At 69.0% G+C, this 21,964-nt stretch carries 22 protein-coding genes; 16 read left to right on the plus strand and 6 right to left on the minus strand.

Features of this window, described 5'->3' with window-relative positions; genetic code table 11:
• The first annotated feature begins 54 nt into the window (after positions 1–54).
• Positions 55–423, plus strand: a complete 369-nt coding sequence (locus C5E07_RS18380) for a nuclear transport factor 2 family protein (RefSeq protein WP_104301446.1) — start codon at positions 55–57, stop codon at positions 421–423.
• Here C5E07_RS18380 and C5E07_RS18385 read toward each other — a convergent pair.
• Entirely contained in the window at positions 420–1,898 is a 1,479-nt protein-coding gene (locus tag C5E07_RS18385; protein WP_104301448.1) for an MFS transporter, read from the minus strand. The two genes, C5E07_RS18380 and C5E07_RS18385, sit on opposite strands and share 4 nt — an antisense overlap.
• A 142-nt stretch (positions 1,899–2,040) precedes the next feature.
• Between C5E07_RS18385 and C5E07_RS18390 the strand changes: the two genes are divergently transcribed.
• On the plus strand, positions 2,041–3,018 hold the full coding sequence (locus C5E07_RS18390; RefSeq protein ID WP_181058178.1) for a YafY family protein: 978 nt from the start codon (positions 2,041–2,043) through the stop codon (positions 3,016–3,018).
• A gap of 11 nt (positions 3,019–3,029) precedes the next feature.
• Here the strand turns inward: C5E07_RS18390 and C5E07_RS18395 are convergent, their stop codons facing one another.
• Entirely contained in the window at positions 3,030–3,383 is a 354-nt protein-coding gene (locus C5E07_RS18395) for a hypothetical protein (protein ID WP_104301452.1), read from the minus strand.
• 600 nt (positions 3,384–3,983) lie between these two features.
• On the opposite strand from C5E07_RS18395, the gene C5E07_RS18400 reads away from it, so the two are divergent.
• Positions 3,984–4,379, plus strand: coding sequence for a GreA/GreB family elongation factor (locus C5E07_RS18400; protein ID WP_219820129.1), 396 nt, complete (start codon positions 3,984–3,986; stop codon positions 4,377–4,379).
• A gap of 119 nt (positions 4,380–4,498) precedes the next feature.
• Positions 4,499–5,566 (plus strand): hypothetical protein, encoded by a 1,068-nt coding sequence (locus C5E07_RS18405; RefSeq protein ID WP_146080655.1) that lies wholly within the window; start codon positions 4,499–4,501, stop codon positions 5,564–5,566.
• Here the strand turns inward: C5E07_RS18405 and C5E07_RS18410 are convergent.
• Entirely contained in the window at positions 5,563–6,459 is an 897-nt protein-coding gene (locus C5E07_RS18410) for an NAD(P)-dependent oxidoreductase (RefSeq protein WP_104301478.1), read from the minus strand. The two genes, C5E07_RS18405 and C5E07_RS18410, sit on opposite strands and share 4 nt — an antisense overlap.
• 111 nt (positions 6,460–6,570) lie before the next feature.
• Here C5E07_RS18410 and C5E07_RS18415 point away from each other — a divergent pair, with 111 nt between their 5' ends.
• The 7 genes from C5E07_RS18415 (at position 6,571) to C5E07_RS18445 (ending at position 13,305) form a co-directional block, all read left to right on the plus strand.
• Positions 6,571–7,629 (plus strand): D-2-hydroxyacid dehydrogenase, encoded by a 1,059-nt coding sequence (locus C5E07_RS18415; protein ID WP_104301458.1) that lies wholly within the window; start codon positions 6,571–6,573, stop codon positions 7,627–7,629.
• A 67-nt stretch (positions 7,630–7,696) separates the two neighbouring features.
• Positions 7,697–8,509, plus strand: coding sequence for an IclR family transcriptional regulator (locus C5E07_RS18420; RefSeq protein WP_258064050.1), 813 nt, complete (start codon positions 7,697–7,699; stop codon positions 8,507–8,509).
• 133 nt (positions 8,510–8,642) lie between these two features.
• Complete coding sequence (locus C5E07_RS18425) at positions 8,643–10,100, plus strand: MFS transporter (protein ID WP_104301460.1); 1,458 nt, start codon at positions 8,643–8,645, stop codon at positions 10,098–10,100.
• Positions 10,097–10,894: an SDR family oxidoreductase gene (locus tag C5E07_RS18430; protein WP_258063559.1), complete on the plus strand. Its 798-nt coding sequence runs from the start codon at positions 10,097–10,099 to the stop codon at positions 10,892–10,894. The genes C5E07_RS18425 and C5E07_RS18430 overlap by 4 nt, the downstream gene beginning before the upstream one ends.
• On the plus strand, positions 10,894–11,631 hold the full coding sequence (locus tag C5E07_RS18435) for a fumarylacetoacetate hydrolase family protein (RefSeq protein WP_104301462.1): 738 nt from the start codon (positions 10,894–10,896) through the stop codon (positions 11,629–11,631). The genes C5E07_RS18430 and C5E07_RS18435 overlap by 1 nt, the downstream gene beginning before the upstream one ends.
• A gap of 34 nt (positions 11,632–11,665) precedes the next feature.
• Complete coding sequence (locus tag C5E07_RS18440; RefSeq protein WP_219820130.1) at positions 11,666–12,748, plus strand: L-idonate 5-dehydrogenase; 1,083 nt, start codon at positions 11,666–11,668, stop codon at positions 12,746–12,748.
• Complete coding sequence (locus C5E07_RS18445) at positions 12,745–13,305, plus strand: gluconokinase (RefSeq protein WP_308471389.1); 561 nt, start codon at positions 12,745–12,747, stop codon at positions 13,303–13,305. The genes C5E07_RS18440 and C5E07_RS18445 overlap by 4 nt, the downstream gene beginning before the upstream one ends.
• A gap of 7 nt (positions 13,306–13,312) precedes the next feature.
• On the opposite strand, the gene C5E07_RS18450 is transcribed toward C5E07_RS18445, so the two are convergent.
• On the minus strand, positions 13,313–14,200 hold the full coding sequence (locus C5E07_RS18450) for a LysR family transcriptional regulator (RefSeq protein WP_104244759.1): 888 nt from the start codon (positions 14,198–14,200) through the stop codon (positions 13,313–13,315).
• 70 nt (positions 14,201–14,270) lie between these two features.
• Here C5E07_RS18450 and C5E07_RS18455 point away from each other — a divergent pair, with 70 nt between their 5' ends.
• From C5E07_RS18455 to C5E07_RS18470, 4 genes are all read left to right on the plus strand, one after another.
• Positions 14,271–15,254 carry a DMT family transporter gene (locus tag C5E07_RS18455; RefSeq protein ID WP_104301466.1) on the plus strand — a complete coding sequence of 328 codons (984 nt, stop codon included), beginning with the start codon at positions 14,271–14,273 and terminating at the stop codon, positions 15,252–15,254.
• Between the two features lie 94 nt (positions 15,255–15,348).
• Entirely contained in the window at positions 15,349–16,515 is a 1,167-nt protein-coding gene (locus tag C5E07_RS18460) for an LLM class flavin-dependent oxidoreductase (protein WP_104244763.1), read from the plus strand.
• A gap of 116 nt (positions 16,516–16,631) precedes the next feature.
• Positions 16,632–17,309: a CE1759 family FMN reductase gene (locus C5E07_RS18465; protein WP_104301468.1), complete on the plus strand. Its 678-nt coding sequence runs from the start codon at positions 16,632–16,634 to the stop codon at positions 17,307–17,309.
• Between the two features lie 56 nt (positions 17,310–17,365).
• Positions 17,366–17,947: a hypothetical protein gene (locus C5E07_RS18470; protein ID WP_104301470.1), complete on the plus strand. Its 582-nt coding sequence runs from the start codon at positions 17,366–17,368 to the stop codon at positions 17,945–17,947.
• A 202-nt stretch (positions 17,948–18,149) separates the two neighbouring features.
• Here the strand turns inward: C5E07_RS18470 and C5E07_RS18475 are convergent, their stop codons facing one another.
• Entirely contained in the window at positions 18,150–19,469 is a 1,320-nt protein-coding gene (locus tag C5E07_RS18475) for an aspartate aminotransferase family protein (RefSeq protein ID WP_104301472.1), read from the minus strand.
• Positions 19,470–19,577: 108 nt separating this feature from the next.
• Between C5E07_RS18475 and C5E07_RS18480 the strand changes: the two genes are divergently transcribed.
• A complete protein-coding gene (locus tag C5E07_RS18480; RefSeq protein WP_181058180.1) occupies positions 19,578–21,188 on the plus strand; it encodes a PucR family transcriptional regulator in 1,611 nt (536 codons plus the stop codon).
• Between the two features lie 13 nt (positions 21,189–21,201).
• On the opposite strand, the gene C5E07_RS18485 is transcribed toward C5E07_RS18480, so the two are convergent.
• Positions 21,202–21,681, minus strand: coding sequence for a hypothetical protein (locus C5E07_RS18485; RefSeq protein ID WP_146080656.1), 480 nt, complete (start codon positions 21,679–21,681; stop codon positions 21,202–21,204).
• Between the last annotated feature and the right edge of the window lie 283 nt (positions 21,682–21,964).

Raw genomic sequence — 21,964 nt, forward strand, 5'->3', positions numbered from 1 at the left:
CGCGCAGCCCCGGATTGAATGGATGGCACACCAACAACCGAAGGATCCGCCCTCATGTCACTCCACGCAGTCCCCGCCGTGACCTCCGCCGTCGACCTCTACTTCCAAGCGCTGCACGAGTGCGATGTCACCAAGCTCGACCGGGTCTTCGACAGCTCCGCGAGCCTGTACGACGTCACCGACGGGACGTTCACCGCCATGCCCTTCGCCGAGTGGCGCGAGATCGTCGCCAATCGACCGTCGCCGCAGTCGGTCGGGCAGGCGCGCGAGGACGAGCTGCTGTCGCTCGACTTCCTCTCCGCCGACCTGGTCGTCGCGAAGGTGCGGCTGAGGATCCTCGACCAGGTCTTCGAGGACCACCTGTCGCTCGCCAACATCGACGGTGATTTTCGGGTCGTGGCGAAGACCTGGCGCGACGCCTAACGCTGCCGCTCGGCCTCCTCCGGTGCCTCCGCGACGACGGCCCCTTCAGCCGCCTCGGCTGCCTCCGAGTTCGGCGGCGGAGTCTCCGCGTACGACTTCGAGAGGAGACGGTACTGCGGGGATGCGAACGCGACGATGACGAGGCCGAGCAGCAGGACGCTCGCGACCAGGAACACCAGCGCGATCCCGCGGGCATCGCCGTCGCCGAGCATCCACCCCAGCGACTCCTGGCCCTCGCGGGACTCCATGTATGGGATGAGCCAGAACTCCGCGATGGGGCCGATCATGAACGCGCTGATGGGCGTCGAGGCCGACTCGACGGTGGCCGCGAAGCCGAACACGCGTCCCTGCTTCTCGAACGGCACCACGCGTTGGATGACGGTCTGCTCTGCCGCCTCCGCGATGGGCATGATCGCCATGAAGATGAACATGCCGACGATGAACAGCCAGCCGTACTCGCGTATGGTGAACGTCGCGCCGAGCAGGGCGACGCCGATGTTGACGATGAGGAGGGTGCGGACGGGGTTCTTCCCGAGGCCGAACTTCGCGACGAGGCCGCCGCCCACGATGAAGCCGATGCTCGTGACGCCGAGCCAGACTCCCCACATCTCGACCGAGAAGAGGGTGAGGCCATACGGGTCCATGAGCGCCATGAAGACGCCGCCGACGAGGTTGTTGAGCGTCGTGAAGAGGATGAGCGCGAGCAGGCCGGGCACGAGCATGACGGCGGGAATCGCGCCGCGGAAGTTGACCTTCGCAGCGCCTCCTTCTGGGTCGTGGGCGATGCCGCGTTCGGGGATCGACACGAAGAGGAGGTGAGCGAACGAGACTGCGGTCGCGACGATCGCGATGAGCACGGTCGGCCCCATGCCGAGCAGGCCGATCGACAGGCCGGAGAACACGCTGGTGACCATGAACGCGATGCCCTGCACCGTGCCGACCAGGCCGTTCGCCCGGTCGCGCCGGTCGGCGGGCACCAGCAGCGTGACGGTGGTCGACAGCGCGATGTTGCGCAGGTTCTCGACGACCCCGCCGACCAGGATGACGCCGGCGAAGAGCCAGAACCAGATGCCGTTCCAGTCGACGAGCGCCTCCTCCGGGAAGCTCAGGTAGAGCACGCCGGCGAGCAGGTAGGTGATGAGGGTCACCGCGCTCGAGATGAGCATGACGGCCTTCTTCTTCATGTGATCGACGATCGCGCCGAAGATCATGCCGAAGACCGCCACGAGCAGCATGTAGCTGCCGCCGATGATGGACGTCGCCAGCACCGAACCCGTTTCGAGGTACGCCCAGAAGGTGAGCGCGAACCACAGGTAACTCGTCGTGACGTTGGCGATGAGCGTGTTGACGAGCACCTGGTAGAAGCTGCGCAGGGTCGCCAGCGTCGGCACGTCCTGATGCGGCAGCGCTCGCGGCGAGGCCTCTGGAGCCGAGGAGCGTTCTTCAGGTGTGGACGGGGGTGTGGTGTCGGCCATGCGTATCCCTGATTTCCTGAATCGGTGTTCTCATCATCCACCTGTCCTCCGACATTCGGAAGCGGGTCGGGTGATGCTTGCAGGATTCACGATGACGGTAATTGCGGACGGATGCTGGCCGCTATCTCCCTACGATGGGATCATGTCCACCGGATCCCGCATGCTCACGCTGCTCACGCTCCTCCAGAACCACCGGTTCTGGACCGGCGATGAGCTCTCCGCGAAGCTCCGGGTGAGCCCGCGCACGCTGCGGCGTGACGTCGAGCAGCTCCGGGAGCTCGGCTACCCGGTTGAGACGACGCGCGGCGTCGGGGGCGGGTACCGGCTGAGCGCTGGCGGTTCGCTCCCGCCACTCATGGTCAGCGACGAGGAGGCCCTGGCGATCGTGCTCGGACTCAGGGCCGTGACTGCCAGTGGGGTCCAAGGGGTGCAGGACGCGGCGGTCGGCGCGCTCGCGAAGATCGTGCCAGTGCTGCCGATGCACGTGCGCAAGCTCGCTGCTGGTATCGGCTCGACGGTCGGTGCCGGGCAGGCGCGCGAGGGGGCGCCCCAGGTCGAGGTCGCCGTGCTCGCCAGCGTCGCGACGGCCTGCCGGGACCGCACGATGCTGGCGTTCGACTACGAGAAGCGCGATGGTGCCCTCTCGAGTCGGCTCGTCGAGCCGCACGCGCTCGTCCCGGTCGCCCGCCGCTGGTACCTCGTCGCGTTCGACGAGGGGGCGGGCGGCTGGCGCACGTTCCGCCTCGACCGGATGCGCGGCGTCGAGTCCCTGCCGAAGAGCTTCGGCTCGCGGCCCATTCCGGGAGGCGATGCTGACGCGTTCGTGCAGTCGAGCATCCGCAACCTGCCCACCCGCTACGAGGCGGTCGTGCGAGTCGAGGTGCCAGCCGAGCAGGCACGGGCGGAGGTCGGTCAGTGGGGTGTGGTCCTCGAGCTCGAAGAAGGGTGGAGCGAGGTGCGGATGCGCACGGACGACCTCGACTACGTCGTCTACCTGCTCGCCAGGCTCGATGCCCGGTGCGAGGTCGTCGGACCACCTGAACTCGTCGACGCGCTGCGAGCCTGGGGTCGCCGGCTGCTGCGCGTCGGCCTCCCAGAGGAGGCGGACGCCCCTGAGTGACTGCGCCGGTGTCAGACGTAGCGATTCATGGCCGCGAACTCGATGGAGACGTCCCTGATGTCGTCCCAGGTGAGTGCGCAGGCGGAATCGGTCGCCGGTGGCTGCGCGGCTCGGTCGCGGATGCGTCGAGCGAGCAACTCAGGGTCGTCGCAATCGGCGACGAGGAGAAATGTCGTGACCAGGTAGTCGCCGTGTTCTCTCGCGACCCGTTCGCAGAGTCGCGAGGCGGCCTGCTCGCAGGCGGTGAGAACGATCGAATCACTGAGGCCCGGGTTCGCGAGCACCACGATGACGTGGCGCAGCTTCGGCAGCTTCGAGGAGAGCGCGACGCAGTCGTGCATGACCTCCTGGAGGAGGTCGGACAAGCTTCGGCGATTCTCTCTTCGAGAGGCGTCTCTTCCGATAACCAGGGAGACAGGAGAATCCGCCAGTCCCTCGAATGTCGAGGCTCCGTTTTCATCTGACCGAAAACGTGGATCAAGGGCGGCAAGGCACGGTAAGGCGTCGCCCCGAAGAATGAGCTTGGGCACGATCTCCTTGGCTGCTTTTCCTGCGTGACGATGCCCCGGCGCCGAAAAGGCGCCGGGGTTCGACGAAAACATGGCTTGATACCTCGTTCAGAGCTGCGAAGGAGGCGCATGGGAGCCTCCGGTGGTCTCAGGTGTCCCGTGTGGCCTGTCGTTCTAGCTCTTTCGCTTGAACGGGTCCTCTGCCTGGGTCTTGTCTCGCTTGAGTGCGCGTCGCTCCTTCAGCGTGAGCTGTGGTGCCTTCTTCGCGTTTTCCTTGGACTTTCTGTCTGCCATTCTCTTACTCGCTTCCCTTTTCTCAGCTGGCGGGTATCCGGACGACCATAGTCCATTTCCTGCGCGTTCTCATCCTCGGGGTAAATGCCTTTTCTGGGGGCTTTTGGGCTATCATGATCGTTTACCCTTTTGTCGCCTCGCGACATGAAAGAGGAGGTTCCCGTGGAAACGGTCTGGATGACGCCGACGGCATTGCGTGCCCTGCAGGACGAGCTCGAGGCGCTGCTGCGCGGGGGCGCCGACTCGTCGGCGCGAGGCAGGGAGATTCGAAAGCTCATCGATCATGCCGAGGTCGCCGCCAAGCCCGACGATGGGCTCGTCGAGGCTGGTATGCAGGTCACGGTGCGCTTCGACGACGCCGGGCGCGAGGCGACCTTCCTGCTCGGAAGCAGGGTGCTCGCCGGGTTGGACCCGAGCGTCGCGATCGACGTCTACTCGTCGGACTCGCCCCTCGGGGAGGCCATCCTGGGGAGCCGAGTCGGCAGCACGGTGACCTTCACGCCACCGGCCGGTCAGCAGTGCGTCACCATTCTGTCTGCCGTGCCGTTCTCCTGGTAGTGCTCTCGCCCGGGGAGAACTCCCCGGGCGATAGCGGGAATTCACCGGGGAAATCCGGGTATCGTAAGCGCCTCTTCTCCGCACCTCGGTGCGAGAGCCGCAGCCGTACGACCTCCCCGATGGCTTCCGCAGATTGGACCCCCGCCATGCCCCGCACCACACCCTCCACACACGCCGCCGGCGCCTCGAACAGCGAGCGACGCGAGATCGGACGCCGCAGCATCCTCACCGGAGCAGCCTGGTCTCTTCCGGTCATCGCTCTGGCCAGTGCCGCCCCGGCCTCCTCCGCGAGTGGCGCGACCGGCGCAGACCTCCAGCTCACGAACGGAGCCGGCTACACCGACTCCTGGTACAGCGAGGACGGCCTGCAGCTCCAGTCGCTCACGGTCGGGACCATGTTCTCCGTCACGAATCTGAGCACGGCGCCAGCGCCGACGGGATTCACGGCGCGCGCGAGCTGGGACGCCCGCTGGGCGACGGCAGTCGAATGGACCGAAGGCTCGGTTCCGGGGCCGATCACGACGGTCGGGAACGTCTCGACCCAGTCGGCCGAGCACCCGGAGCCGATTGCGGCTGGGGCGGAGGGTCGGCTCCGTGTCCTTCCCACTCAACCGAGCGCGCTGACGGAGATGCTCCCCGACCTCGCGCCCTGGAAGGTCGAGGTGATCACCAGCGGAGACCCGGACCTGAGCAACAACACCGTCACGTACACGTCCCAGATCGAGGACATCGAGCCGTGGGATGCGACGCTCTCGACCGTGTGGGGAGTGCATCCGGTCACGATCGATGGAAGCGAGTACACCTACTCCTTCCCGCGGCAGCTCACGATCACGTCCACCGGACCCAACCCGATCCCTGCCGGCGAGACCATCGAGTACTCGTTCGCGAGCCAGCCGACCGACTTCATTACCGCGTTCGACGTCGCCACGGTGGCGATCGACGGGGCTGCTCGCCCCGGCTTCCTGAACGAAGAGGGCTGGGCCACGGCGCCGAGCAAGGTGTGGACCACGACGCAGGAGGTTCCCGTCGGCTCGACGCTCACCCTCGACTTCACGTTCTCAGCGGGCCCGAACGCCGAGGAGGGCGTGGTCACCTCGCTCGCCTACGGCTACCTGCGCGGCGGGAAGCAGCGCGTTCCTCGCGAGGACATCCAGTTCCTCGCGCCGCGGACGTCGCTCGCGGTCTAGTTCTCGGAGCGTTCCGCGACGAAGCGTCTGGTGACGGCGATGTCCCGCTCGCCCAGGCCAGCATCCACGAGTTCGTCGAAGGCGGCCCGCAGGGTGGGGAGCAGCACTGGGTGCGTGCCGGTCGCGTCGGCGACGTCGGCTGCGAAGGTGAGGTCCTTCACCATGTACTTGGCGACGCCGGAGGGGGAGTCGTCTCCCGTGACGAGCTTCTCGCGCCTGCTCTCGAGCAGCTTGGATCCGGCGTAGCCGCCGCCGAGCAGGTCCCAGAGCACGGCGAGATCGATGCCGCTGCGCTCGGCGAGCACGCTCGCCTCGCCGAGTGCCAGGATCGTGGACGACACGATCATCTGGTTGCAGGCCTTCGCGACCTCGCCGGCGCCGAGCGGCCCGAGGTGCACGGGGCGTCCGCAGGGGTTCAGGATGCTCGTGGCCGTCGCGACCTCGTCGTCACCTCCGCCGAGCATGATCGAGAGCGTGCCAGCCTTCGCGCCGTCTTCGCCTCCGGAGACGGGGGAGTCGATGACGCGAACGCGACCCTCGCTCTCGCTGGCCAGGCGCTCCGCGAGCTCGCGGAGCCCGGTTGGCGACACGGTGGAGCCGACCATGATGAGCAGCTCTCCTGCGCCAGCGAGCAGGCCGTCGTCCCCGGCGAGCACGGCCTCGAGCTCTGGGAGGTCGGGGAGCATGACGAGGATCGCGTCGCTGGCCGCGGCGAGTTGGCGTGGCGACTCGTGCCAGGTGGCGCCCGCTTCGATGAGGGCGGTTGCCCGGTCGGGGCGGCGCCCCGTGAGCTGGAGGGTGCCGTGCGTGGCGAGCAGGTGGCCGGCCATCGGGAGACCCATGGCGCCGAGGCCGAGTACGCCGACGCGAGGAGTGTGAGCAGCAGTGGTCATGAGCACACCCTAGCCTGCTGATCATTGTGTAGGACAGTGTCCACAGTGTTGAATCGACGTAGACTTCACCACGAGAGACTGCACCTGTCGCCACGAATCGAAGAGGATCCCATGACTGACAGCCCCCAGAAACTGCGCGCGGTCGTCGCCGTCGACCTGAGCGAGGAGCTCTGCCAGCTCGTCGAGCGCCTCGAGCCTCGACTCGAAGTCGTGCGGGACCACACGTTCTACCGGCCTATGCGAGGGCCCGCCGACTGGTCCGGAGATCCGAGCGTGACTCGAACTCCCGAGCAGCAGGCCGCGTTCGACGAGCTGATCGACTCGGCCGACGTCCTCTTCGGGCTCCCGGATGTCGACTCCGCCTCCCTCGCGCGCACGGTCGCGGCCAACCCGCGACTCCGCTGGGTGCATGCGACGGCGGCGGGCGGTGGAGGGCAGGTGAAGGCGGCGGCCCTCGGCCAGGATGCGCTCGAGCGAATCGTCTTCACGACGAGTGCCGGAGTCCACGGCGGGACCCTCGCCGAGTTCGCGCTCTTCGGCGTGCTCGCCGGGGCGAAGGATCTTCCGCGCCTGCAGCAGCAGCAGTCGGCCCGGCAGTGGACGGGCCGCTGGGAGATGCGCCAGCTCGATGAGATGACCGTGCTCATCGTGGGCCTCGGCGGCATCGGCAAGGCGGCGGCGCTGAAGTTCTCGGCCCTCGGTGCCACCGTGCTCGGCACGACGCGCAGTGGCGAGGCTGTCGAGGGTGTCGACAGGCTCGTGCCCATCGACCAGCTCGCCTCGGCCGTGTCCGAGGCTGACGCCATCGTTGTCACGCTCCCCGGCACCGATGCAACGACGGGACTCCTCGGTGAGGAGGTCTTCGCGAACGTGAAGCCGGGTGTCATCGTCTCCAACGTCGGGCGCGGCACGGTCATCGACGAATCCGCGCTTCTCGCGGCCCTCGACGACGGCCGCGTCGGGTTCGCGGCCCTCGACGTCTTCGAGGTGGAGCCGCTGCCAGCCGAGAGCCCGCTCTGGGCGCACCCGAACGTGCTCGTCAGCCCGCACACGGCCGCGCTCTCGAGCGCGGAGGAGCCCCGAATAGCGAAGCTCTTCGCCGAGAACGCGCGCCGGCTCCTCGACGGTGAGCCGCTCAAGAACGTTGTCGATATCGTCGAGTTCTACTGATTTCCCACCTGTGGGCCCGTTGCGACGTCAACGGGCCAGCAGGAGTGACGAGGCGAGGAGCGGCACCGTGCCAGAAGCTGCGGATGCATCAACGAAGGCGGGCGCGCAGGACGCGCCGGAGCGCGACCTCGCGCCGGCGGTGACGCGCTCGCTGCGCATCCTGTCGCTGCTGGCCGACGCTGATGGCGCGCCCATGACGCTGAGCGATATCGCCAGGGCGCTCGGTATCGCGAAATCGTCGACCGCCAATCTGGTCGCCGTGCTCGAAGACGGGCGGATGCTGCAGCGTGTGCCGCAGGGGTACCAGCTGGGCAGGCGCACGGCCGAGCTCGGCGGCGCGTTCGCGCAGCAGTTCAACCAGATCAGAGAGTTCTTCGGGGTATGCGATGCGTCTCCCGTGCTTCGCAGCGAGCTCGTGCAGGTGGTCATGCTGGACGGCCCGGACACGGTCTACCTCGCTCGTCACGAGGGTCGACGGCGCTACCAGCTGGGCACGCCGCTGGGTTCGCGCCTGCCGGCGGCGCTCACGGCCTCGGGTCGTGCGCTGCTCATGCGTCTCGACGACGAGGAGGTCGTGGAGCTCGTCGGCGCCTCCGCCTCCTTCCCGAAGCTGACGCCGCAGAGCATCGGGACGACGCGGGAGCTGCTCGACTGCCTCGCCGTCGCTCGGGAGCGCGGCTACTCGATCGACTCGAACGGCTCGGTCGGGGGAGTGACGGGCGTCGCGGTGCCGCTCGCCTCCTGGTCGCCGAGTGATCCCCCGTTTGCGCTCGGGGCGGCTCTGCCGACGGAGCTCGCGGATGCTGAGCACGTCGCTCGCGTCGGTGCGGCGCTCGTCGAGGCTGCGCGGGAGCTCACGAACCCGCTGGCAGGGCGGTAGCTCAGGCCTCGGCAACATCTCGTGCGTTCAAAGTGTTGAACGTCGTCCACTGGAGTGTTAGCTTGTGGTCAGCAAGCATGCACCGACGGGCTCACCACGGCCTCGGTGCACCGCACATCAAAGGAGATGTTTCGTGACTGAGAACACCCGGCCTCCAGTGCCGACCGACGACCCGGAGTACGCAGACAACCTGCGCCGCGCGACGTTGGCCTCGAGCATCGGCTCCGCCCTCGAGTACTTCGACTTCGCGCTCTACGGCCTCATGACCGCGCTCGTCTTCAACAAGCTCTTCTTCGACCAGAGCGACCCGGCCGTCGCCGTCATCGGGGCCTTCGCCATCTACGGCGTCGGCTTCGTCGCCCGACCCTTCGGCGGGCTCTTCTTCGGCACGATGGGTGACCGCCTCGGCCGCAAGGGCGTGCTTGTCATCACGATCGTGCTCATGGGCGGCGCATCCACCGCCATCGGCCTCCTCCCCACCTACGAGACGATCGGGCTGTGGGCCCCGGCGCTGCTCGTTCTCCTGCGTCTCGCACAGGGCTTCGGCGCCGGCGCCGAGCAGGCCGGTGCCACGGTGCTCATGGCCGAGTACGCGCCCGTGAAGCGACGCGGGTTCTTCTCCGCGCTCCCGTTCGTCGGCATCCAGGCCGGCACGCTCCTCGCGGCCGTGGTCTTCAGCCTGCTGACGCTCATGCCGGATGAGGCGTTCCTGTCGTGGGGCTGGCGGATCCCGTTCCTCGGGTCCTTCGCCCTCATCCTCGTCGCGCTGTTCATCCGCATGCGCCTCCGTGAGACCCCGACGTTCGTCGAGCTCGAGAAGAGCGACCAGGTCGCCGACCACCCGATCCGTGAGATCTTCACCCGCGGCATGCCGGGCGTCATCACGGGCATCGGCCTGCGCATGGCCGAGAACGGCGGCTCGTACATCTTCCAGAACGTGTCGCTGGCGTTCGTCGCCGGCACGTTCATCGCGAACCCCGTCGACCGCGGCATCGCGACCTGGGGTGTCACGATCGGCTCGCTCATCGGCATCTTCTCGGTGCCGCTCACAGGTCACCTCTCCGACAAGCTCGGCCGCCGCGCCGTCTACCGGTTCGGCGCCGTCTTCATGCTGCTCTTCGCATTCCCCGCATGGTGGATGCTCTCGCTCGGCAACGGACCCCTCACGATCGCCGTCATCGCCGTCGGTATCGGTGTGGCCGTCAACTCGATGCTCGGGCCGCAGTGCGCCATGCTCCCTGAGCTGTTCGGCAACAAGCACCGCTACCTCGGCGTGGCCATGGCCCGAGAGCTCTCTGCCGTGCTCGCCGGCGGCCTGGCCGGCGTGGTCGGCACGTGGCTGCTCACGCTCACCGGCGGCAACTGGGTGGTCATGGGGCTCTACCTCGCGACGCTCGCCGCGATCACCACTGCAGCGACGTTCCTCGTTCCAGAGACGAAGGGCCGCGACCTGCTCCGCAAGGAAGACGCCATTCGCGTCTCCACCGACGAGGAGGACACCGGCCTGATCGACCTGCAGGACATCTACGAGGCCGCAGCTGCCGCAGGCACCGCGAGCAGCGCATCCGCCGCGGTGGGGGCCAAGTCGTGAGCCTCCCCGCCGGGCTGAAGGCGTTCGACCTCACGGGTCGGACAGCCCTCGTCACGGGGTCGAGCCAGGGCATCGGCCGGGCACTCGCGGGCGGTCTCGCCGCCGCGGGGGCCAGGGTCGTGGTGCACGGACGGGACCGGGCGAAAGCCGAGCGCGCGGCGGCGTCCATCGCCGAGGCCCTCGGCCTCGAGGGAACGACGGCCGAGCCGATCGTCTCGACCTTCGACGTGACGGATGCGTCAGCCGTCGATGCCGGCATCGGCGAACTCGAGGCGAGCATCGGAACGGTCGACATCCTCGTCAACAACGCGGGCATCCAGCGGCGCGCCCCCATCGCCGAGTTCACCGACTCCGACTGGCATGAGCTGCTGGCCACGAACCTCACGAGCGCTTTCCTGCTCTCGCGCCGCGTGGCTCGCGGCATGCTCGAGCGCGGCACCGGCAAGATCGTGAACATCGGGAGCGTGCAGTCGCAGATCGCCCGCCCCTCGATCGCGCCGTACAGTGCGACGAAGGGCGCCATCGTGATGCTCACGAAGGGGCTCTGCGCCGACCTCGCGCCGGCGGGGATCACCGTGAACGCGCTTGCGCCCGGCTACTTCGCGACCGAGCTCACGAAGGCGCTCGTCGACGACGCCCAGTTCTCGGCCTGGGTGGCCCAGAGGACGCCCGCCGGGCGCTGGGGGCAGGTCGACGAGCTCGTCGGCACGCTCGTGTTCCTCTCCAGTGACGCTTCGGCGTTCGTGAACGGCCAGACGATCTATGTCGATGGCGGAATGACGGCGGTTGTGTGATGCGAATCTCCAGGATCCAGACCAGTGACGGCACCGTCACGCACGCGTTCGCCGATGGCGACTCGTGGGTGCCCTGCAGCGACCCCTACGAGGCGTTCGCACGCGGCGTCGAGCCGACGCGCGAGGGCGAGGATGTCGCGGGTGCGACGCTGCTCGCTCCGAGCGAGCCGCGCATCGTCGTCGGGATCGCGCAGAACGGCCCAGAGCATCCCTCTCCGGTGCAGGCCTGGCTGAAGAGCCCCCGCACGGTCGTGCCGAGCGGAACCCCGGTGGCGCTGCGCCGAGGCGTCGGCAAGGTCGTCATCGAGGGCGAGGTGTGCGTCGTCATCGGCCGTGACGCGGTCGACGTGTCTGCGGAGGACGCGCACACCGTGATCCTCGGTCTCACCGCCGTGAACGACATCTCGAACCCAGACCGGGGCAGCATCGACCCCCGGAACTTCGAGGGCAAGGGCGGCGTCGGCTACACGCCGCTCGGCCCCTGGATCGAGACGGGAGCGGACCTCGCCGCCGCCGAGCTCGAGGTGCGCATCAACGGCGAGCGGAAGGTGCTCACCGGAAGCCAGGAGCTGCCAGCGGGCATCGCCGAGTGCGTCGCCTACGTCACGAGCTGGGTGCCGCTCGGCCCCGGCGACATCATCATGACGGGCGCCCCGAAGTCGGGGTTCGCAGCCGAACCCGGGGACCTCATCGAGATCACCGTCGCGGGCGTGCCGCTGGTGACGCCGTGCGTCTGACTCACGAACCATTCGACGTGCAAGGAGATCGCAAGTGACCCAGGAGAACCTCGGAGTCGTCGCCCACGGCAAGGACGACCTGCGGCTCGATGCGCTGCCGGAACCGGAGCCGACCCCGGATCAGGCCGTCGTCGCGATCGCGTATGGCGGCGTGTGCGGATCGGATCTGCACTACTGGATGCACGGGGCCGCGGGGGAGTCGATCCTGCGTGACCCGCTCCTCCTCGGCCACGAGATCGTCGGCACCGTGCTCGAGGCAGCGGCTGACGGGAGCGGCCCTCGGGTCGGCCAGCAAGTCGCCGTCCACCCCGCCACGCAGGGTGAGGATGGCGTGACGCCCTACCCGGCCGAGCGACCGAACCTCTCTCCTGCCGGCACCTATCTCGGCTCTGCCGCGCGCATCCCGCACACCCAGGGGGCGTTCGCGCGTCGCGTCGCCCTGCCAGCACGCATGCTCCGCGTGCTGCCAGCGGGCCTCGACCTCAAGCTGGCATCCCTCGCCGAGCCGGCCTCCGTCGCCTGGCATGGAGTCGGGCAGGCTGGAGACGTGCGAGGCAAGCGCGTGCTCGTCATCGGCGCCGGCCCGATCGGTGCGCTCGTCGTCGCCGTGCTGAAGCACCACGGCGCCGCCGAGATCATCGCGAGCGACCTCCACGAGCTGCCGCTCGCCGTCGCCACCGAGCTCGGGGCAAATCGCGTCATCGACGCGCGCGATGCGGCGGCGATCGCCGCCGTGCACGCCGACGTCGTCATCGAGTCGTCTGGCACGGTGCCGGGGCTCGCCAGCGCCATCCGTGGCGCCGGTCGCGCGGGCCGCGTCGTCCTGCTCGGTCTGCAGCGCAGCGGTGAGGTCCCCGCCCTGCTGTCGCTCGCGATCACTCGCGAGCTGACCCTCGTCGGCTCGTTCCGCTTCACCGACGAGATCGACGCCGTGATCGGCGCGCTCGCCGACGGCTCACTGGTCGTGGATGCAGTGCTCACGCACGAGTTCCCGGTCGAGCAGGCGCTCGAGGCGTTTGCCGTGGCCGGTGATGCCTCCAGGTCGTCGAAGGTGCTGCTCTCGTTCGCCGAGGCCGAGGCCGACGCCGACGCTCGCGTGGACGGGGCCGCGTCGTGAGCGCTGCGGAGGCCGAAGGCGCCGCGCGTCCCGCTCCTGCGCATCCGCCCATGGTCGTCATGGGGGTGCAGGGCACGGGCAAGACCACGATCGGCTCGGCACTGGCGGCACGACTCGACGTGACCTTCATCGACAGCGACGACCTGCACCCGCCCGCCAACAAGGCGAAGATGGCGGCAGGGAACCCCCTCGACGACGAAGACCGCGTGCCCTGGCTCAAGGTCATCGGCGCGACGATCGCCGCGAACGCCGCCGAAGGGCGCGTGACGATCGTCGCCTGCTCGGCGCTCAAGCGCTGGTATCGGGAGCTGCTGCGCTCGAGCGTGCCAGAGCTGCGCTTCATCCACCTGTCAGGCCAGCGCGACCTCGTCGCCTCACGCCTCGCAACGCGACAGCACGAGTTCATGCCGACGACGCTGCTCGACAGTCAGTTCGAGGTGCTCGAACCGCTCGCGCCCTGGGAGGCGGGGGTCGTGGTTCCCGTCGCGGGCACGCCAGCCGAGATCGTGGACGCGATCGTCGCGTACCTCGAAGGAGCCGAACCCTCCGAAGCCTGAGGGGCCGTCAGAGCTCGACCTTCACCGTGCTCGCGAAGTCGACGCCAGTCGCATCGACGAGTGCCCCCACAAGCGGGTGCCATGGGCGAGTGTTGGGCCCGGACAGCACGAGCTGCCGCGGCCTGCGTGCCGTGAGCGGGCGCATCACGAGGTCGTCCGGGAGCATCCCGCGCCCCAGGGACGGGATGACGGCGACACCCATGCCCTGCTGCACCATGCGGAACATCGTGCTCATCTCGCGGACGCGGTGCGAGAAGACGTAGGGGAGCCCGAGCTCGTCGTGCATCTTCCTGACGTGCGTCTCGCATCCGCCCGTCGACACGATGAGGCCGTCGTCGTCGAGCTCGTCGAGCGGGATTGAGTCCTGCTGCGCGAGCGGGTGGTCGGCAGGCACAAGCGCGGCGAACTCGTCCGTGGCGACGAGGAGCCCGCCTGGCGGCGCGGGGGATGGCTCGACGAGGACCGCGGCGTCCACGAGTCCCGCTTCGAGCCACTCGGGCATCTCCTCGTCGTCGCCCTCGTAGATCGACACGGCGATGTTGGGCAGCCGCGCGGACCACAGGGCCAGCAGGTCAGGGACCAGTCCCTGGCAGACCGTCGCGACGGCCCCGAGTCGGACGGTGCCGGACAGGGTCTCGTCGCGGCGCACGGCGCTCTCCAGCGCTGAGACGGAGGCCAGCGCGGCTCGCGCGTGCTCGATCACGCCGAGGCCGAGCGCGGTGAGGGTGATCCCGCCGTCGCGGCGCAGGACCCGGCCGCCGACAGCCTTCTCGAGGCCCGTCACGGAGTGCGAGATCGCCGACTGGCTGACCCCCAGCTCGGTGGCGGCAACGGTGAAGGACGCGCGATCCACGACCGTGACCAGCGCACGGAGCTGGGCGATGGTGACGCTCATGAGGTCTCCTCATGTGGGGATGAAGCAGATGCATTTGCCTCATGTCGGGGTGCCGCCAACAATAAGTCCCATGAGACCTACCGGCAACACCCGCGGCACCGTCGCCGCCTTTGTCGTCCTCTCCCTCGTCTGGGGTGCGAGCTTCCTCTTCATGAAAGTCGGGCTCGAGGGGCTCAGTCCAGCGCAGCTCGTGTTGGGACGGCTCACGCTGGGGGCCGCGGCACTCGTCGCGATCATGCTGGTCACTCGGCGACGCTGGCCCAGGGGTCGGAAGATCTGGGTGCACATGCTCGTCGTGTCCCTCGCGCTCGCGGTTGTGCCCTATTCGCTCTTCGCCTGGGCTGGGCAGTACATGCCGAGCAGCCTCTCGAGCATCTACAACGCGACGACACCCATCATGACGCTCCTGCTCATGCCGCTTGTGCTCGTCGGCGAGCGACTCACGCGCACGCAGATCGTCGGCCTCGTGGTCGGCCTGAGCGGGGTCGTCGTGCTCGCGGGTCCCTGGCAGCTCATCGGCACGGGCCAGGTGCCCGAGCTGCTTCCCGCCCAGCTCGCCTGCCTCGGCGCCACCATCTCCTACGGATTCGCCGGGCTCTACATGCGCCGGTTCCTCACGAGCTCGGGATACGACACGATCACCCTGTCGACCGTCCAGATCGGCCTGGCCGCCGTCATCGTGTGGCTCCTCGCGCCCCTCACCGCGCGGGGCGAGGTCGCGATCGACCTGCCGGTGCTCCTGGCCGTCGCGGGGCTCGGCGTGCTCGGGACCGGACTCGCCTACATCTGGTACAACCGCATCCTGCGCGACTGGGGTCCGGCCCGCGCATCCACCGTCACCTATCTCTCGCCAGTTGTCGGCGTCATCCTGGGGGTCGTGGTGCTGGGGGAGTCGGTGCACTGGAACCAGCCGCTCGGCGGTCTGATCGTTGTGGTCGGGGTGCTCGCGAGCCAGGGGCGCGTGCCAGAGATGCGGGCTCGAACCGCCGTCGCCGCCCCTGTCGCTGCTCCCGTCGAAGGTGTGCTGCCAGTGGAGTCGAGCACGCGGGAATAGATCCGTACGCGCTACGTTGTATGCATATGCATGGAGTTGGGAATCCAGAAGCAGGACCGACCCGGCCCGTGCATCCACAACGAAAGGGCTGAACATGCAGTTCGGAATCTTCTCCGTCAGCGACATCACACGCAACCCGGTCACCGGCGAGACGCCGAGCGAGGCCGAGCGCATCGACGCGATCGTCAAGATCGCCCAGAAGACCGAAGAGGTCGGCCTCGACGTCTTCGCCATCGGCGAGCACCACAACCCGCCCTTCTTCTCCTCCTCGCCCGCCGTGCTCCTCTCGCACATCGCGGCACTCACGAAGACGCTGCGCGTCTCCACATCGACGACCCTCATCACGACCAACGACCCCGTGCGCATCGCCGAGGAATACGCGATGCTGCAGCACCTCTCCAAGGGCCGCATGGACCTCATGCTCGGCCGCGGCAACACCGCCCCCGTCTACCCGTGGTTCGGCAAGGACATCCGCTCTGGCCTGCCCCTCGCCCTCGAGAACTACAATCTGCTCCACCGCCTCTGGCGCGAGGACGTCGTCGACTGGGAAGGCAAGTTCCGCACTCCCCTGCAGGGCTTCACCTCGACGCCCCGCCCCCTCGACGACGTGGCACCGTTCGTGTGGCACGGATCCATCCGCACCCCGGAGATCGCCGAGCAGGCCGCCTTCTACGGCGACGGGTTCTTCGCGAACAACATCTTCTGGCCGAAGGAGCACTACATGCGCCTCATCGACTTCTACCGCCAGCGCTACGAGCACTACGGCCACGGCAAGGCATCGCAGGCGATCGTCGGCCTCGGCGGGCAGGCGTTCATCGCCAAGAACTCGCAGGATGCGAAGGACCAGTTCCGCCCCTACTTCAACGAGGCACCCGTCTACGGCCACGGGCCGCGGATGGAGGACTTCATGCAGCAGACCCCGCTCTCGGTCGGCAGCCCGCAGGAGGTCATCGACAAGACCCTGACGTTCCGCGAGCACTTCGGCGACTACCAGCGCCAGCTGTTCCTCATGGACCACGCAGGCCTGCCGCTCGGCATGGTGCTCGACCAGCTCGAGCTCCTCGGCTCCGAAGTGGTTCCCGTGCTGCGCCGCGAGCTCGAGGCGCTCCGCCCCGCCGAGGTCCCAGACGCGCCCACGCACGAGTCGCTTGTCCTCGCGAAGTACGGCGACGCCGCGCCGCGCCAGCCGCGCCCCAACGAGAACCGCGGCGACAACGTCACCGGCTCCTCGCCCTACCAGGACACCGCGCTCGTCGCCTAGCGACCGCGAAGCGAGTGCGCGGGGCCGGCCCATTCGACCGGCCCCGCGCATCCGTTCGGCTCCTCGCCTCTCCTTTTCGCTCTCTCCTCAGCTCCAACCCGTTCGGAAGGACTTCCATGACCAACGCACAAGGCGCCTACCGCGTCGCCGTCGTCAACGCCGGTATCAGCGACCCGTCGTCGACGAAGCTGCTCGCAGACCGCATCGAGCGTGGCGTCTCCAAGCTCGCGGCGACACGAGGCCGTGACGTCGTATCGACGCACATCGATCTGCGGATGCTCCTCCCCGAACTGCCAGCAGCCCTCGGCTCGCAGAGCTTCGGCCCCCAGTTCGAGCGCGCCATCGCGGCGCTCCGCGACGCCGACGGCATCGTCGCGGCCGCCCCCGTCTACAAGGCCGGGCCGAGCGGACTCTTCACGTCGTTCTTCCAGACCCTCGACAACGACCTCCTCATCGCCAAGCCCGTCGTGCTCGCCGCAACCGCTGGCACTGCTCGTCACGCGCTTGTCGTGGACGAGCAGATGCGGTCGATGTTCGCGTACCTGCGCACCATGACCGTGCCCACGTCGCTCTTCGCCTCAACCGAGGACTGGCAGGATGCGGGCCTCGGGTCCCGCATCGAGCGCGCATCCGTCGAGCTCCTCGCTCTGATGGAGGCTGGCGTCGAGCAAACGATCCGCGGCGACAACTGGGGCGGCTACCAGCACGAGCTCGGCAGCGCAGGCGGAACCGAGCTCGGCATCCAGCTGAACTCCGACCTCATGCGCATGGCCGCAGGTGGAGGCGCGGCCTAGCCGCGCTGCGGTTCGCCGCTGAGGCTCTGATCAGACCGAATCGGGACAATGGGGGCATGACTTCTCCGAGAACCGACCTCCGCAAGCGCGCGATCCTGGCAGCGGGACAGGGCGCGCTGACCGCCCTCTACTACGCCACCCCTGACGTGATCTCGTCGAGGGCTGGTCGCGGAGTCGCGAAGACGATGCTGGCCCTCGGCGTCGGCGGGCTCGCGGCGTCGGAGTACGACGAGCTGAAGATCGGCAAGCGAGGCCGCACCGAAGACACCGAGCTGCTCGTGCAGCCGGCGGCGCAGGCACCGGGCGAGCTCATCGGCGGCCCAGGCGAGCAGGCTGATGCGCCACACCCGGCGTCGGTCGAGCGACCGAACGGTGAAGACGGTGCAGACGGGAAGCCGCAGAGCTTCTCCCAGTTCTGGATCTCGCTCTCTCCGGCGAGCCGGGTCGCCCTCGGCGGGCTCGCCACGGCTGCTGGAGCCGGGGCGATCCTCGCCGCTGTCGCCGGCGAGCGGTGGATCTACCGCTTCGGCGAGCGTCGCGCCAGCCGCGGGGTGACGGCCGCGCACACCAAGACGGGCCTCGTGATCGGTGGCCTCACCGCGCTCATGGCGCTGATTCCGCCGCCCGAGGACAAGTAGGCCCTCGGCCGCGGGCGTTCCCTGCGGCGCGAAGCCGCGGCTGTCCAACTTCCGTGACGCCGTGCTTGCGCTGACGCCCCGGTGGTCCGCCGATGCCGAATCGTCACGGAAGTTGGACAGGAAACGCGATTCCGTTCGCGGCGACGCCCATTGCCGCAGCAGTCCAGTCGTGCATGAGCGCGGCGGCGCCGAGGCCCAGCGCTCAGAATCCGGCGAGCACCTCGTCGATGATGGCAATGCCGCGGAGCGCATCGGCGTCGGTGATGACCGCGGGTGGCACGACGTGGATGCGGTTGTCGGCGACGAACGGCAGCAGGCCGCGGGCCACGAGCTGCGACTTGATGGTCGCCATGTCGGCCGCGGCGAGCGGGGCGCGCGTCAGCGGGTCGCTGACCAGCTCGACCGCCCAGAAGACGCCCTTGCCGCGCACCTCGCCGACGACGTCGTGACGTGCGGCAAGCTCGTGCAGTGCGGGGCCGATGACCTCGCGTCCGAGGCGGGCCGCGTTCTCGACGATGCCCTCCTCCTCCATGGTCTCGAGGGTCGCGACGATGGATGCGGCGGCCAGTGGATGCCCCGAGTACGTGAGCCCGCCTGGGAAGACCTCCTCGTCGAAGCGCGCGGCGATCTCCTCGGAGATGACGACCCCGCCGACCGGCACGTAGCCCGAGTTGACGCCCTTCGCGAAGGTGATGAGGTCGGGACGGACATCGTAGGCATCGAATGCGAACCACTCGCCGGTCCGCCCGAACCCGGCCATGACCTCGTCGAGGATGAGCAGGACGCCGTAGCGGTCGCAGATCTCCCGCACGCCGGCAAGGTACCCGGGCGGCGGCACGAGCACGCCAGCGGTTCCTGGGATGCTCTCGATGAGGATGGCCGCGACGGACGCGGGGCCCTCCGCCTGGACGACGCGCTCGAGGTGTCGAAGTGCCCGTGCGCTCTCCTGCTCGGGCGTCTCGGCCCAGAACTCCGAGCGGTACAGGTACGGGCCGAAGGCGTGCACGTGGCCGCGCGCGTACTCGTTGGGGATGCGTCGCCAGTCGCCGGTCGCGACGATCGCGGCTCCCGTGTTGCCGTGGTAGCTGCGGTACAGGGACACGACCTTGTCGCGCCCCGTCGAGAGGCGGGCCATGCGAATCGCGTTCTCGACCGCATCCGCACCGCCGTTCGTGAAGAACACCTTCGAGAAGCTCTCTGGTGCGTGCGACAGGATCAGCTCCGCCGCCTTCGCCCTGGTCTCGTTGGCGTGCGCCGGGGCGATCGTCACGAGCTTCGCGGCCTGCTCCTGGATGGCCGCGATGACCTTCGGGTGCTGGTAGCCGATCGTGACGTTCACGAGCTGGCTCGAGAAATCGAGGTACTCGTTGCCGTCGAAGTCCCACAGGCTCGCGCCTTCGCCGCGGGCGATGGGCAGCGGCGAGATCTTCCCCTGAGCTGACCAGGAGTGGAACACCGAGGCGAGGTCGCGCTCGCGAACGTCCGTGTTGCTGAGGTGGGTGCTGAGGGTGGGAGCGGTCATGTCTCCACTCTGCGGCCCCGCATGCGCCGCGTTCGTGGTCAAATCGGTGAGAATGGGTGCCATGACTCGACAAAAGCGTCAGCATGGTTCCGCGCACAGGGGGCTGGCGTGAGTGTCACGCTGCGCGAGCTCGTGGAGGAGACCGAGTTCAAGCTGCGGGTGCTGCACGCCGCGGACGCGAGCGCACTGGACCGCGAGCTCGTGTGGGCGCACAGCTCCGACCTCGGCGACCCGACACCGTGGCTCGAAGCCGGCCAGCTCCTGCTCACCGACGGCATGCAGTTCGCGGTGTCCGAGGCGCCGGACCCCGGAGCGCAGCCGCAGAGCGCCGCGAACGGACTGCGCTCGCCGGTGTCCGCGACCGCGACCGTTCGGTTCCAAGCGCTTGCCAGCGAGGACGTCTTCGACGCGTATGTCGCCCGACTGCGGGCGGCCGACATCGCGGCGCTCGGCTTCGCAACCGAGGTCATCCACGCGGAGGTGCCCGCTGCCCTCGTCGCCGCCTGCGAGCGCCACGGCCTGACGCTCGTCGAGGTCGCCGAACGCACCCCGTTCATCGGCATCATCCGCTACCTCGCGGACCAGCGCGCCCTCGAGCAGCGAGCACGGCTCGAATGGTCGCTGCAGGCGCAGCGCAAGCTCGCGAGGGCCGCCCTCAGGCCCGGCGGTCTCGGCGCGATCCTCGTCGAGCTCGAACGGCAGCTGGAGAGCTGGGTGGCGCTCTACGACTCGACGGGGCTCCGCGTGGACGCGCAGACGCGCATCCGGGTGCCGGAGAGCGAAGCCCCTGAGATCGAGCGGATGGTGCAGAGCCTCCTCGCGCGCGGCGGTCGCTCGGGGGCGCACCTGCACGGCGAGAGCGGTGACGTGACCCTGCAGACCGTCGGCCAGCACGGCCAGCTCCGCGGGGTGCTCGCGGTCGGCGGGCGAGCCCCGCTTGATCTGGCGGGCAACGACCTCGTCGCGAGCGCGATCGGTCACGCGTCGATCGCGCTCGAGCAGAATCGGGAGCTGGATGCGGCCCGCGGGCACCTGCGTGTCGGCCTCCTGGAGCTGCTCCTCGCCGGCGAGATGGAGGTGGCGACGCGCACTGCCGAGACGGTGTGGGGCAAGCTCCCCGCGGCTCCGATCCGGGTCATGCAGGCGCGGGGCGGCGAACCAGGGCAGGCGCTGCTCGACCGGCTCGAGCGGCTCGCGGGGTCCGGTCCTGAGCCGATCTTCTTCGCCGCACGGGACCACGACCTCGTGGCGATCGTGCCGGCACGAGGGGGCGCGGCACTGCTCGAGGCGCTCACAGAAGCTGGCTTCTCGGCCGGCGCCTCCGCGCCCGGGGACTGGCCTGAGCTGCCGCGACTGCTCGCGGAGGCGCGCAAGGCCGCGGAGCGCAGCACGCCGAACCGGCCGTCCGTGCGGTTCGAGGACCTCGCCACGACGGGGATGCTCGGCGCGCTCGAAGCGGCCGACGGCCGAGTCACCGCGCGCCGCGTCCTGCAGCCCCTGCTCGAGCATGGGGAGCAGGGCCGCCTGCTGCTCGACACGCTCGCCGCCTGGACGGAGGGGAACTGCGCGTGGGACCCGGTCGCGAAGTCACTCGGCATCCACCGGCACACGCTTCGCAGCCGCGTGACCACGGCAGAGCAGCTCCTCGGCATCGACCTGCAGTCCTTCGCCGGGCGGGCCGAGGTGTGGTCGGCGATGCGCCTCCTCGACGACGCCTGACTCCGCGCGGCGGCTACTGCCCGTTCCGGAGCCGGTCTGCGAGCTGCCGCATGCTGAAGGCGCGCTTCTGCCAGAAGGTCCACATCCCGAACCACACGAACGGGGTCAGGAGGCCAGCACCCAGCTTGAGCTGGTCGCGGTAGAGCGTGCGACCGCCGGGCAGCGGCGAGACGACCATCGTGTGCTCGAACGTCGTCATGACGGCCATGAGTCCCGACTCCGGGTACCCGCGGTCGCGGAGCTCGTGCATCCCGTCTCCCAGGTCGCGGTACTGGCCGTCGATGACCTGCGTGCCGAGCGGAACCACGCCGAGCAGGCGGATCTCGACGCGGTGCGGGCGCTCGGGCGACCAGCGTTCGGGGAAGCCGCCGGGTTCGAGCGAGCGCACTTCCGCGAGTGGGCCCGCCACTGCGCGGAAGGCTTCCGGCCGCTGGAGGGCGTCGGCGAGCAGTTCGGTTGGGCAGTCGAGCTCGAGCTTGAGGAGGATTCGCACGTGTGCATCCTCCCTCGTGTCTCCGCGCGGCACCTGCACGTCTCGCCCGTCCGCGACAGCGGTGTGGCTTGATGCTGCTGCCGCGGTACCGAAGCGCATCTCGCCACAACTCCTGCGCGGGGAAGCGGGCATGGGGCGGGCGCGAAGCGGACACGGGGCGCCCGCAGGGCGGGCGCCCCGCCTCCTAGTCGTTTTCGGGGAAGCCGAGGTTGATGCCGCCGTGCTTGGCGGGGTCGAGCCAGCGGCTGGTGACGGCTTTCTCGCGGGTGTAGAAGTGGAAGCC

The sequence above is a fragment of the Pseudoclavibacter sp. RFBJ3 genome (assembly GCF_002931375.1).
GTDB lineage: Bacteria > Actinomycetota > Actinomycetes > Actinomycetales > Microbacteriaceae > Pseudoclavibacter.